9 protein-coding genes and 1 riboswitch are annotated in these 12,134 nt (G+C 72.3%); of the genes, 5 read left to right on the top strand and 4 right to left on the bottom strand.

Annotated elements, in window-relative coordinates; genetic code table 11:
• Window positions 1-155 precede the first annotated feature (155 nt).
• A complete protein-coding gene (locus GQQ93_RS13635; protein ID WP_157424783.1) occupies window positions 156-920 on the top strand; it encodes a CPBP family intramembrane glutamic endopeptidase in 765 nt (254 codons plus the stop codon).
• On the opposite strand, the gene GQQ93_RS13630 is transcribed toward GQQ93_RS13635, so the two are convergent.
• A complete protein-coding gene (locus GQQ93_RS13630; RefSeq protein ID WP_157424782.1) occupies window positions 859-1,344 on the bottom strand; it encodes a hypothetical protein in 486 nt (161 codons plus the stop codon). The two genes, GQQ93_RS13635 and GQQ93_RS13630, sit on opposite strands and share 62 nt — an antisense overlap.
• A gap of 194 nt (window positions 1,345-1,538) precedes the next feature.
• On the opposite strand from GQQ93_RS13630, the gene GQQ93_RS13625 reads away from it, so the two are divergent.
• Entirely contained in the window at window positions 1,539-1,739 is a 201-nt protein-coding gene (locus GQQ93_RS13625; protein WP_157424781.1) for a hypothetical protein, read from the top strand.
• Between the two features lie 13 nt (window positions 1,740-1,752).
• Here GQQ93_RS13625 and gcvP read toward each other — a convergent pair whose 3' ends face one another.
• The 3 genes from gcvP to gcvT all read right to left on the bottom strand — a co-directional run bounded on the left by gcvP (window position 1,753) and on the right by gcvT (window position 6,266).
• The gene (gene gcvP, locus GQQ93_RS13620; protein WP_157424780.1) at window positions 1,753-4,641 is read right to left on the bottom strand and encodes an aminomethyl-transferring glycine dehydrogenase; all 2,889 of its coding nucleotides are present in this window, start codon (window positions 4,639-4,641) and stop codon (window positions 1,753-1,755) included.
• A gap of 12 nt (window positions 4,642-4,653) precedes the next feature.
• Window positions 4,654-5,025: a glycine cleavage system protein GcvH gene (gene gcvH / locus GQQ93_RS13615; RefSeq protein ID WP_157424779.1), complete on the bottom strand. Its 372-nt coding sequence runs from the start codon at window positions 5,023-5,025 to the stop codon at window positions 4,654-4,656.
• A gap of 68 nt (window positions 5,026-5,093) precedes the next feature.
• Entirely contained in the window at window positions 5,094-6,266 is a 1,173-nt protein-coding gene (gene gcvT, locus GQQ93_RS13610) for a glycine cleavage system aminomethyltransferase GcvT (RefSeq protein WP_246192324.1), read from the bottom strand.
• 180 nt (window positions 6,267-6,446) lie between these two features.
• A riboswitch (glycine riboswitch) is annotated at window positions 6,447-6,550 on the bottom strand.
• A gap of 153 nt (window positions 6,551-6,703) precedes the next feature.
• Here gcvT and GQQ93_RS13605 point away from each other — a divergent pair.
• The 3 genes from GQQ93_RS13605 (at window position 6,704) to nadA (ending at window position 12,133) form a co-directional block, all read left to right on the top strand.
• Window positions 6,704-9,976, top strand: a complete 3,273-nt coding sequence (locus GQQ93_RS13605; RefSeq protein ID WP_157424777.1) for a hypothetical protein — start codon at window positions 6,704-6,706, stop codon at window positions 9,974-9,976.
• Window positions 9,977-10,091: 115 nt separating this feature from the next.
• Entirely contained in the window at window positions 10,092-10,799 is a 708-nt protein-coding gene (locus tag GQQ93_RS13600) for an NUDIX hydrolase (protein ID WP_157424776.1), read from the top strand.
• Complete coding sequence (gene nadA / locus GQQ93_RS13595) at window positions 10,796-12,133, top strand: quinolinate synthase NadA (protein ID WP_157424775.1); 1,338 nt, start codon at window positions 10,796-10,798, stop codon at window positions 12,131-12,133. Before GQQ93_RS13600 ends, nadA begins: the two co-directional genes overlap by 4 nt.
• Window position 12,134 lies beyond the last annotated feature (1 nt).

The raw sequence follows: 12,134 nt of genomic DNA, 5'->3' as shown, positions 1-12,134 counted from the left end.
GCGCTTCGTGGTGCAAGACTACGAATCGTTCCCTGAGAAGCAAAGTCGAGACGGAAACCGTTACCGATGCGCAACCTAGCGTCATCGGGAGCGACACAGAACGCCGAATACACGCACGATCGTTGCGTGAGACCCCCTCATGCGAGGATTGCAGCATGCCCGATGCACGACGACTGCGAATCGAGCTCGCGATCGTGCTCGGGCTCTCGCTCGGCGCATCGGCCGTCTACTCGATCGTGTCGATCATCGCGCGGGTCACCGACACCCGCCCCCTGGCCGAGCAGTCGGCCGCGATCAACCAGTCGCGCTCGAGCCGCGAGTGGCTCGATCTCACCTACCAGTTCCTCGACGTGTTCTTCGGGCTCTTCGTCGTGGCCCTCGCGCTCTACCTGCTCTGGCGCCCCGGCGGAAGTCCTTTCCGGCGCATCGGCCTCGACTTCACGCGACCGGGGCGCGACGTGGCATCCGGCCTCGCCCTCGTCGCCGTCATCGGAGTGCCCGGCCTCGCGCTCTACGCGATCGGGCGCGCCGCCGGCGTGACCGTCGCCGTGGTGCCGTCACCGCTCGACACCCACTGGTGGACGATCCCGATCCTCGTGCTCGCGGCACTGAAGGCGGCGCTCGTCGAGGAGGTCATCGTCGTGGGATACCTCTTCACCCGCCTGCGCGAACTCGGCGTGGGCCCGTGGGCGACGATCGTCTCGAGCGCGCTCCTGCGCGGCACGTACCACCTCTACCAGGGCTTCGGGCCCTTCGTCGGCAACGCGGCGATGGGCGTCGTGTTCGGCTGGTGCTACCAGCGCTGGGGGCGCACGATGCCCCTCGTCGTCGCGCACTGGGTGCTCGACATGGTGTCGTTCATCGGGTATCCCCTGGCGGTCGCGTGGTGGCCGACGCTCTTCGCGCCGCCGGCGCAGTGACCGTCGGCGCACGCGTCGATGTCGCGGGCCCGGTCGGCCCGAAGAGCGTTCGGATGCCGCGTGCGAGCCGCCGGTGCACGAGACGACGGCGCGGCGCGAGGTGCCGGGCGCTCGGCGCGGGGCGGAGCGGCACGGCCGCCACCGCCTCGGCCGCGGGCGACGGGGCGACCGACGGCACCGCGTCCGCGTCGAGGTCGCCGCTGAGGTGGAGCGAGCGACGACTGGGCGTGCACACCACGCCGAGGTAGCCGCCGCGGGCGAAGTCCATCACGTCTTGCGCATGGCGCATGGCCTGGGCCGACTCGGCCACGCTGCCACGGCGGCGCAGGCGCTGTTCGAGGCCTGCGGTGTCTGCGGTGGCGACGCTCACGGCGATGAACGTCGCGATGAACGCCAGCCCCGCGATCACATCGATGCTCGGCATACGGCACCTCCCCGTGCGAATGCCCCTCGGTGCCACCCCTGGAAGCCATCCCGAGAGAATCTCAGTGTACTCCCGGGGGCGTCGCACGTGACCACCCTGATCCGCCGGTGCGCCGCGCTCGCGAACATGGAGGCACCCTCGCCCCGAGGAGCCCTCCCCCGGCATCGCCGGAGACCAAGAGACGGAACGGAACCATGCACCTCGCCGCTGCCTTCGCCGCCGGCCACCTCGCCGCCCGCGCCACCGACCGTCGCTTCCGCGCGCCCGACCTCGAGACCGAGATCCGCGAGGCGCACGAACGCGTCATCGCGCGGCGCGACGCACTCGTCGTCGCGCCGTCGCGCCGCGACTACCCGGAGCGCGGACGGCACGCCGCCGTCCCGCGCCCCGCGTAGTCGCACCGCCCCGCTACGCGAACGCCTCCACCGGCGGGCAGGCGCACACGAGGTTGCGGTCGCCGTACGCCTGGTCGATGCGGCGCACCGGAGCCCAGTACTTGTTCCGCACGAGCGAACGCACCGGGTAGACGGCCTGCTCGCGGGTGTACGGGTGCTCCCACTCCCCCGCGATGACCGACTCGGCCGTGTGCGGGGCGTTCCGCAGCGGGTTGTCGTCGGCCGGCCACTCGCCGCGCCCGACGGCGTCGGCCTCGGCCTTGATCGCGACCATCGCCTCGACGAAGCGCTCGAGCTCGGCGAGGTCCTCCGACTCGGTCGGCTCGACCATGAGCGTGCCCGCCACGGGGAACGACATCGTCGGCGCGTGGAAGCCGTAGTCGATGAGTCGCTTGGCCACGTCGTCGACGCTCACGCCCGTCTCGGCCGTGAGGGGGCGCAGGTCGAGGATGCACTCGTGCGCGACGAGCCCGTTGTCGCCCGTGTAGAGCACCGGGAAGTGCTCGCGCAGACGCGAGGCGACGAAGTTCGCCGCGAGCACCGCCGACGCGGTCGCCTGCTTGAGCCCTTCAGCGCCCATCATGCGAACGTACGCCCACGAGATCGGCAGGATCGACGGGCTGCCGTACGGCGCAGCCGAGACCGGCCCGCCGCCGTGCACGAAGCCGCCCGCGTGGTCGGCGCGCTGCGCCATCGGGTGGCCGGGCAGGTAGGGCGCGAGGTGCGCCTTCGCCGCCACCGGGCCGACGCCCGGGCCGCCGCCGCCGTGCGGGATGCAGAACGTCTTGTGCAGGTTCAGGTGCGAGACGTCGCCGCCGAAGTCGCCGAAGCGCGCGTAGCCGAGGAGCGCGTTGAGGTTCGCCCCGTCGACGTACACCTGGCCGCCGGCGTCGTGCACCGCCTGGGTGATCTGCTTCACCTCGTGCTCGTACACGCCGTGCGTCGACGGGTAGGTGATCATGAGGGCCGAGATGGATGCCGCGTGCTCGGCGATCTTCGCGCGCAGGTCGTCGAGGTCGACGTTGCCGAGCTCGTCGGTCGCCACGACCACGACGCGCATGCCCGCGAGCACGGCCGAGGCCGCGTTCGTGCCGTGCGCGCTCGACGGGATGAGGCACACGTCGCGCTCGCCCTCGCCGTTGGCGAGGTGGTAGCCGCGGATCGCGAGGAGGCCCGCGAGCTCGCCCTGGCTGCCCGCGTTGGGCTGCAGCGAGACGGTGTCGTAGCCGGTGACCTCGGCGAGCCACGACTCGAGCTGCTCGACGAGGCCGAGCGAGCCGACGACGTCGGCCTCGGGCGCGAACGGGTGCAGGTTCGCGAAGGCCGGCCACGTGACGGCCTGCATCTCGGTGGCCGCGTTGAGCTTCATCGTGCAGGAGCCGAGCGGGATCATGCCGCGGTCGAGCGCGTAGTCGCGGTCGGCGAGCTGCTTGAGGTAGCGCATCATCTGCGTCTCGGAGTGGTGCGTGTTGAACACCGGGTGCTCGAGGTACGGGCTCGTGCGACGGAGCGAGTCGGGGATCGCGGTCTCGGTGATCGGACCGTCGAGCTCGCGCTCGTCGGGGCCGCCGAAGGCGCGCGTCACGAGGTGCAGCTCGGCGAGGGTCGTCGTCTCGTCGACGGAGACCTGGACGGTCGCCTCATCGACCTCCCAGAGGAGCACGCCGAGCTCGCGGCCGCGGGCGACGACGTTCTTCGCGAGGCCCGGAACGTGCACGCTCAGCGTGTCGAAGTACGCGTCGTGCGCGACGTGCTGGCCGAGGTCTTCGAGCCACCCGGCGAGCAGCTTCGCCTTGCCGGCGGTCTGGGTGGCGATGGCACGGATGCCCCGGGGCCCGTGGTACACGGCGTACATCGAGGCCATCACGGCGAGGAGCACCTGCGCGGTGCAGATGTTCGACGTCGCCTTCTCACGACGGATGTGCTGCTCGCGCGCCTGCAGGCTGAGCCGGTAGGCGGGGTGCCCTGCCGCGTCCTGCGAGACGCCGACCAGGCGACCCGGCATCTGCCGTTCGAGACCCTTGCGCACCGCCATGTAGCCGGCGTGGGGGCCGCCGAAGCCCATCGGCACGCCGAAGCGCTGCGAGGTGCCGACGGCGACGTCGGCGCCGAGCTCGCCGGGGCTCGTGATGAGCGCGAGTGCGAGCAGGTCGGCGGCGACCACGGCGAGCGCGCCCTGCGCCTTCGACGCCGCGATGACGTCTGACGGGTTCCAGACGCGCCCCGAGGCGCTCGGGTACTGCACGAAGATGCCGAAGTGCTCGCCGAGGGCGGAGACATCCGTGCCCTCGGAGAGCTCGGCCTCGACGAGCTCGATGCCGACCGCCTCGGCGCGCGACACGAGCAGCGCCTTGGTCTGCGGCAGCGCGTCGACGTCGACGACGAAGCGGTTCGACTTCGACTTCGAGCCGCGGCGGGCCAGGAGCATCCCCTCGACGACCGCGGTGCCCTCGTCGAGCATCGAGGCGTTGGCGATGTCGAGGCCCGTGAGGTTCTCGACCATCGTCTGGAAGTTGATGAGCGCCTCGAGCCGGCCCTGGCTGATCTCGGGCTGGTACGGCGTGTACGCGGTGTACCAGCTCGGGTTCTCGAGCACGTTGCGCTGGATCACCGCGGGGGTGATCGTGCCGTAGTAGCCGAGGCCGATCATGGGCGTGCGCACCGTGTTCTGCGAGGCCAGCGCGGCGAGCTCGTCGAGCGCCTCGCGCTCGGTCGCGGCGGCCGGGATCGCGGAGTTCAGCACCTCCCCCATGCGGATCGACGTCGGCACGGCGGCCGACATGAGCGCCTCGAGAGAGTCGTAGCCGAGCTCGGCGAGCATGACGGAGTGGTCGCTCGGGGTGGTGCCGATGTGGCGGCGCCCGAAGGCGTCGAGGTCGAAGGCCGAGGAGGGGGAGGTCATCGGGTCGGGTCCTTACTCGCCGGTGAGGGCGGTGTACTCGTCGCGCGTGAGCAGCTTCGGCAGGCTCGAGGTGCTGACCTTGATGAGCCAGCCCTCGCCGAAGGGGTCGCTGTTCACGAGCTCGGGGGTGTCGACGACGGCCTGGTTCGCCTCGACGACCTCGCCGTTGACCGGGGCGAAGAGCTCGCCGACCGACTTCGTCGACTCGATCTCGCCGACGACGGTGCCCTCGGTGATCGTGGTGCCCGCTGCGGGCAGGTCGACGTAGACGACGTCGCCGAGCTTCTCGGCGGCGTAGTCGGTGATGCCGATCGTCGCGACGTCGCCGTCGATCGCGATCCACTCGTGCTCTTCGGTGTAGTGCAGTGCGTTGAGGTCGGTCATGGGGTGCTCCTTGTGGTGTGGATGACTCGGGGTTCGCGCCGCCGGCCGTCGGGACCGCGGCGCCGGGATCAGGAGGCGCGCTTGTAGAACGGCAGCGCCACGACAGCAGCGGGGATGCGGGTGCCGCGGACGTCGACGAACAGCGCGGTGCCGGCCTCGGCGAGCGCGGGGCTCACGAAGGCCATCGCGACGGGGTGGCCGAGCGTCGGCGAGAGCGCGCCGCTCGTGACGACGCCGACGCGGGCCGCGTCGGCCCCGTCGCCGTCGAAGACCTCGTAGTCGGCCCGGGGCGCCCGGCGGCCCTCGGCCGCGAGGCCGACGAGCACCGGGGCATCCGCGACGGGGCCCTGCTCGACGGCGGCGCGACCGATGAAGTCGCCCTCCTTCGCGAGTGCGACGACGCGGCCGAGGCCGGCCTGCACGGGCAGGATGTCGCGGCTGAGCTCGTGCCCGTAGAGGGGCATGCCCGCCTCGAGGCGGAGGGTGTCGCGGCTGGCGAGCCCGCACGGCACGACCCGCGGACCGCCGGTCTCGACGAGCGCCCCCCAGAGGCGCGCCGCGCGCTCGGGGGCGACATAGAGCTCGAAGCCGTCTTCGCCGGTGTAGCCGGTGCGGGCGACGAGCACGGGCTGGCCCTCGAAGGTGGCAGGGAACGCGCGGTAGTACTTCAGCGCGGCGATCTGCGCGTCGAAGTCCTCTTCGTCGTTGCCCGGGCCGTCGACGCCGAATCCGGGGGTCTCGAGCAGCACGGCGCGGGCGTCGGGGCCCTGCAGCGCGATGAGGGCGACGTCGTCGCTCTCGTCGGACACGACGGTGTCGAAGCCAGCTGCGCGGGCGCGCAGCTCGTCGGCGACGACCGCCGCGTTCGACGCGTTCGCGACGACCATGTAGCGGTCCTCGCCCGTGCGGTAGACGACGAGGTCGTCGATGATGCCGCCGTCCTCGGCGAGCAGCAGCGAGTACTTCGCCTGCCCGATCTCGATCGCCGAGAGCTTGCCCGCGAGCGCGAAGTCGAGCGCCGCGGCGGCCTGCGGGCCGATCAGCACGATCTCGCCCATGTGCGAGAGGTCGAAGATGCCCGAGGTGCTGCGCACGGCGTGATGCTCGGCGAGGTCGCTCGAGTAGCGCACCGGCATCTGCCAGCCGGCGAAGTCGGTGAAGCTCGCGCCCGCGGCGCGGTGCACGGCGTCGAGCGGGCTCAGGCGCTCCTCGGGAGCGGTGGTACCGGGGTCGTTCGTCACGAGTTCTCCTTGACTGGCCGGCTGCGGATGCAGTGCGCGCGGTCGCGATTCGTGCGGCGGATGCCGCATGAGAACTCCCCCTCTGTCATGAGCCTGAGAGTTTCACGCGTTGACGCGCTTTCACCGTGGGCGGCCCCGCGGAGATTCGAGGATCTCGTGCGGAGCACTTTTCAGAGTGGCCTCGTCGTCGCGGTGTGAGACCTGAGAGATTGGCAGGGAGGCTTGCTCCTTCGGTGCCGGCGCTGCTCGTGGAACAGTGCTGCCGGCTCTCCCGCGACGCGTCGATGGCCCGGTATGAGGTTGTACCGTGATCCTAGCAGCGCCCCGACGCCCGGAACGGCGGCCTTCGCCACCCCCCGATCGCGGTATGCCGAGGGCGCACGCCGGGCGATAGCCTCATCGCGTCGGCACGGTCGAGCCAGGGCGGGTGGAAGCTGATGTCGCAACAACAGCAGGAGCGCACGAACGAGCGGGGCACGGCGCCCGCCGGCGGCTCCGTCAGGCCGGCGCGGCCCGAGTGGCGCGGCATCGGCGAGCGCACCTGGCAGCGCACCGGACAGGGGCTCTCGCTCGCCGCCGTCGTGCTGCTCATCGCCGTCTCGCTCGCCGAACTCGACCGGCTCATCGCGAGCGTGCCCGACGCGGAGGGGCAGAGCCACTCGCTGAACATGGTGCTGAGCCCGCTCTCGCTGCTGCAGCGCACGAGCTGGAGCGCGTGGGCCGAGATGCCGTGGCACGCGCAGCTCGGCGGATGGATCATCCTGTCGGCGGTGCTCGACGCCGTCATGGTGCTCGCCTACGCGATCCTCCTGCACCGCCTCATCATGACCGCGCCGCGAGCGGCGCAGACGGTGCCGGCGATCGCCTTCGCCACGATCCTCGCGAGCGAATGCCTCGAGGGTGCGCTGCAGATCGGCGCCGGCGCGGCGGTGTCGACGGGCATGGCCGACGTCGCCCACGCCGTGGGCCGCCTCATGGCCTTCGTCACGCTCGTGAAGGTGCTCGGCTTCGTGGTGTTCGGGGTCGCCGTGCTGCGGATCCCCGAGTACCGCGGCTACATCGGCACCCGCCTCGGACGGCTCGGCCGCGCGATCTGGGTGCACCGCCTGGCGGCCCTCGCCATCCTCGTGCTGTTCGTGCTGGCCTGCATCCCCGCGGCCGACCTGCTCGACCAGCTGCCCGATGTGCAGCGGCAGTGGGCCGACGGCGCGCGCGGCGGCTGGCACGCGGCCTTCGGCATCGCGGGCCTGCTCATCACGGGCGTGCTCGCGTTCGCGCTCAACCGCCGTCGCACCCGCTACATGATCGAGACCCGGGTGCACGGCTGGGTCGGACGCCAGTCCCCGTCGCGGCTGCACGCGGCGGGCCCCTGGCTGATCGCCCCCGCCGGACAGCTGCTCGTCGCCGCCATCGCGCTCGTCATCGCGGGCGTCAACGGCGCCGAGACGCCGATCCACCTGCCGACGTTCCTCGCCATCCTCGGCGTCGAGCTCGCGGTCGCGGTGCTCGCGGCGGTCACCTGGCCCTGGTCTCGCCGGCACCCCGAGTCCCCCCGCGAGGCCGATGTCGAGCGCGCCTCCGACAGCTGGATCGTGGGCGACTCGCTCGCGGCGATCGTGCTCGTGGTCGGCGCGATCGGGGTCGTCCGCTCCTTCCTCGTGCCGGTGGTGCTCGGAGGCTCGGACGCGGGCACGCTCGGCTGGGTGCTCATCCCGCTCTCGGTCGCGGTCGTCGTCGTCGCGCCGTGGGCGGTGCTCACCGCCGCGAACCTCCTGCCTGCGGGCGCCCGCTTCCTGCGGCGCTCGCGCCTCGACCCGACCGATGCGCGCCTGCCCGACGGCGTGCACGTGTCGAAGTCGGGATGGGTCGAGTGGCTCGCACTCGGCGCGGGAGCGTTCGTGCTGCTCTTCGGCCTGCTCTACCCCGCCCAGATCGGGGCGACCTTCGGCGCCGTCGCCGTCATGCTCGTCTCGCTCGGCGCCTGGGTGGCCGTGTTCGGCGCGTTCACGCTCATCGTGCAGGCCCGCACGCTCATCGCGCCCTTCCGCTGGCTGCGCATGAAGGCCGCACCCGTGCTCACCCTGGGCATCATCGTCCCGCTCGTGCTGAACGTCGCCCTCGCGGCGATGCCCTGGCCGGGCGCCTCCGACACGGCGTTGCACGAGGTGCACGTCTCGAACGGCTCGCCCGAGGCGAACCCCGTCGAGCCCGATGCGCTCGCCGACCGGCTGGACGAGCTCCGGCGGGACACGGAGTGCGCCGTCCCCCTCGACCTGGACGGCGACGGCGCACCCGACCAGGGCGGCCCCTCCGCGCGACCGGTGTTCCTCATCGCGTCGGAGGGCGGCGGAATCCGTGCCGCCTACTGGACGGCCTCCGTACTCGGCGCGCTCGACGGCTGCGCGGCGCGCTCCGGGTTCATCGCGAGCGGCATCAGCGGCGGCTCGGTGGGCCTCGCGCTGGCGAGCGCCGCCGACGACGACACGCAGCAGGACCCCGAGACGCTCGTCGCCGCGGCGCGCAACCTCTCGCGCCCCGAGGCGGTCTCGACCGCGGCCCTCGGGCTCGTCGTCGGCGACGCCGTCGCCGGCGGCTGGGGCGTGCACATGCCCTCGTACCTCGACCCGGCCGACGGCGACGACCACGGCTGGAGGTGGCGCGACCGCGCAGCGCTCATCGAGGCGTGGTGGGAGGACGGCACCTCGCTCGATGCGCCGTTCACGAACACCATCGATCCGCTGACCGGCGCGCTCCTCATGAACTCGGCAGACGTCGTGACGAAGTGCCGCCTGCTCGTGCAGCAGGCGCCGGTCATTCCCGAGCGGGGCGAACCGGCCTCGGCGGGCGGCGGGCGAATCGGCCCCTGCGACGGCACCGGCGGACTGCCCTCGATGCTGCAGTTCGACGAGCTGCCGGGCCTCGAGGACGCCCAGGAGGCATCCGACTGCCTCGCCGGACTCGACTGGTCGACGGCGGCGATGCTCTCGGCGCGGTTCGCCGTGATCACCCCCACCGGGAGCCTGCCCGGCGACTTCCCGTGCGGCGACGTCGCGGGCGCCCAGTTCGTCGACGGCGGCTACGTCGAGCCGACCTCGCTCGCGACGATCGCCGACATCGCCCCCGAGCTCATGGACCGGTTCGCCGAGGTCAACAGCCGGCCCGGCTCGGACGTGTCGCTCGTGCCGGTGCTGCTCTACCTGCGCAACTCGCAGGGCTACGACCTCGTCACCGACATCGCCCGGGCCGAGTCCGAGCCGCTCGCCCCGATCACCGGCAACGCCGCCCGCGTGCGCCTCACCGGGCAGGATGCGTGGATCCAGCGGATCGCCCTCACGATGCCGGAGGCGTGCCCCTCCGAGACGGCCTCGGCGGATCCCGAGCAGGCGTCGGCGTGCCGGGCCGCCTTCGAGGCGGTGGTCGGCCCGGGCGGCGCGGCGGCCGGCGGGGTCATCGTCGTCGCCCCGGGCTCCGAGCCCGCCGTGGTGCCGCCGCTCGGGTGGGCGCTCTCCGAGGCGAGCCAGGCGCGGTTCAGCGAGGCGCTGCACACCGCGGCGAACTGCCGCGACGACGGCGAGCGGGCCACGCGCGAGGAGCGCGAGGCGGCGAGCCACCATTACCCCGGCCTCGATCGCGTCCCCGCGCTCTTCGGCGAGGAGGACACCTCGGAGCTCTGCGCACGCATCGACGCGCAGCTCGCGAACGCCGACTGAGCCGGGCAGGCCTCCGGTTCGCCTTCTGGTCAACACGACTGTAAGCTGACCTCGTCGCACTTCGAGTCAGATTGACTCGAAGAAGCGGCCGGCCGCAGGCAGGAAGGACCGAGGGATGCCGCACCAGCTCGACGCACCGACCAGGCTCGCCGTCTCGACGGTGATCTTCACGCTGCGCCCCGGCGCCGCCGGCCGGGCCGTGCTCTGGACCCCGCTCGTCCGCCGTACCCGCGAACCGCAACTCGGTCTGTGGGCGCTGCCCGGCGGCTGGCTCCCCGTCAACGAGGAGCTCGAGGTCGCCGCGGCCCGCACCCTGCGAGCGACCACCGGGCTCGCGCCGAAGTACCTCGAGCAGCTCTACACCTTCGGCGAGGTCAACCGCTCCCCCGACGCCCGCGTCGTCTCGGTCGTCTACTGGGCGCTCGTGCAGAGCGACGAGGCGGCGCGCGCCGCTGCCGGCCCGAACGTGCGCTGGGTTCCCGCCGACACGCTGCCCGGGCTCGCGTTCGATCACAACCGCATCGTCGAGTACGCGCTCTGGCGGCTGCGCACGAAGGTCGAGTACACCGAGATCGCGCACGCGTTCCTCGGCGGCACCTTCACGCTCGCCGAACTGCGCGAGGTCTACGAGGCGGTCCTCCAGCGCAGCCTCGATCCCGCGAACTTCCGGCGCACGATGATCGCCTCCGGCCGCCTCCGCGAGACCGGCGAGTTCCAGGCGGGTGCCGCGCACCGCCCGCCGAAGCTCTACCGCTACGACCCCTCGGCCACCCGCACGGCCGACGACCGAGAACCGTTCCAGAGCGAGAGGCCCGCCTCATGACCATCACGAACCCCGACGTCCGCCGCGCGGCCTCCGTCGATCGCAGCCTGAAGCTCATCGCCGCAGGAGCGGCCGAGGGGGCGAGCTGCGCACCCGAGCTCGCCGCCGGGCCCTGGGAGTTCGACGCCGGCCCCGCCGGCTACGGCCCCGGCGCCTCGATGGGCGACGTCATCCCGACCGGTTCGCCCCGCCAGGGCGCCCTGCCCGAGGCCTACCGCAACGCGAGCGACGACGAGCTGCACGCGCGCATCCGCGCCGCGAAGGCGACGCTCGGCGACCGCGTCGTCGTGCTCGGACACTTCTACCAGCGCGACGAGGTGGTCGAGCACGCCGACTTCGTGGGCGACTCGTTCCAGCTCGCGAACGCGGCGCTCACGCGGCCCGACGCCGAGGCGATCGTGTTCTGCGGCGTGCACTTCATGGCCGAGACCGCCGACCTCCTCTCGCGCCCCGAACAGGCCGTGATCCTGCCGAACCTCGCCGCGGGCTGCTCGATGGCCGACATGGCCGACGAGAGCTCGGTCGAGGAGTGCTGGGAGCAGCTCGCCGAGGTCTACGGCGACCTCGACGCGCCGGATGCCACGGGGCGGGTGCCGGTCATCCCGGTCACCTACATGAACTCCTCGGCGGCCCTCAAGGGCTTCGTCGGGCGGCACGGCGGCATCGTCTGCACCTCCTCGAATGCGCGAGTCGTGCTCGAGCAGGCCTTCGAGCGCGGGCAGCGGGTGCTGTTCTTCCCCGACCAGCACCTCGGCCGCAACACGGCGAAGGCGATGGGCGTGCCGCTCGAGCAGATGCCGATGTGGAACCCCCGCAAGGCGCTGGGCGGTTCCTCCTCCGACGAGCTCGACGACGCACGGGTGATCCTCTGGCACGGATTCTGCTCGGTGCACAAGCGCTTCACGGTCGACCAGATCGCCGCGGCGCGCGCGTCGCACCCGGGCGTGCAGGTCATCGTGCACCCCGAGTGCCCGATGCCCGTCGTCGATGCAGCGGATGCCGCGGGGTCGACCGACTTCATCGTGAAGGCGATCCAGGCCGCCCCCGCCGGGTCGACCTTCGCGATCGGCACCGAGATCAACCTCGTGCAGCGCCTCGCGGCCGAGCACCCCGAGCACGAGATCTTCTGCCTCGACCCGGTCGTGTGCCCGTGCTCCACGATGTACCGGATCCATCCCGGCTACCTCGCCTGGGTGCTCGAAGAGCTCGTCGCCGGGCGCGTCGTCAACCGCATCCAGGTGCCGGCCGACGTCGCCGAGCCCGCCCGCCTCGCACTCGAGCGCATGCTGGCGGCGAAGCCCCCGGCTCCCACGACCGCACCCGTCGGAGCCTGAC

The sequence above is a fragment of the Agromyces lapidis genome (genome assembly GCF_009749405.1).
GTDB classification, from domain to species: Bacteria; Actinomycetota; Actinomycetes; order Actinomycetales; family Microbacteriaceae; genus Agromyces; species Agromyces lapidis.
This window is presented reverse-complemented; position numbering and strand designations above follow the sequence as displayed.

Coding starts and splice junctions, on each gene's coding strand:
- GQQ93_RS13635 (WP_157424783.1), top strand. CDS start 156: ATGCCCGATGCACGACGACTGCGAATCGAGCTCGCGATCGTGCTCGGG.
- GQQ93_RS13630 (WP_157424782.1), bottom strand. CDS start 1,344: ATGCCGAGCATCGATGTGATCGCGGGGCTGGCGTTCATCGCGACGTTC.
- GQQ93_RS13625 (WP_157424781.1), top strand. CDS start 1,539: ATGCACCTCGCCGCTGCCTTCGCCGCCGGCCACCTCGCCGCCCGCGCC.
- gcvP (WP_157424780.1), bottom strand. CDS start 4,641: ATGACCTCCCCCTCCTCGGCCTTCGACCTCGACGCCTTCGGGCGCCGC.
- gcvH (WP_157424779.1), bottom strand. CDS start 5,025: ATGACCGACCTCAACGCACTGCACTACACCGAAGAGCACGAGTGGATC.
- GQQ93_RS13605 (WP_157424777.1), top strand. CDS start 6,704: ATGTCGCAACAACAGCAGGAGCGCACGAACGAGCGGGGCACGGCGCCC.
- GQQ93_RS13600 (WP_157424776.1), top strand. CDS start 10,092: ATGCCGCACCAGCTCGACGCACCGACCAGGCTCGCCGTCTCGACGGTG.
- nadA (WP_157424775.1), top strand. CDS start 10,796: ATGACCATCACGAACCCCGACGTCCGCCGCGCGGCCTCCGTCGATCGC.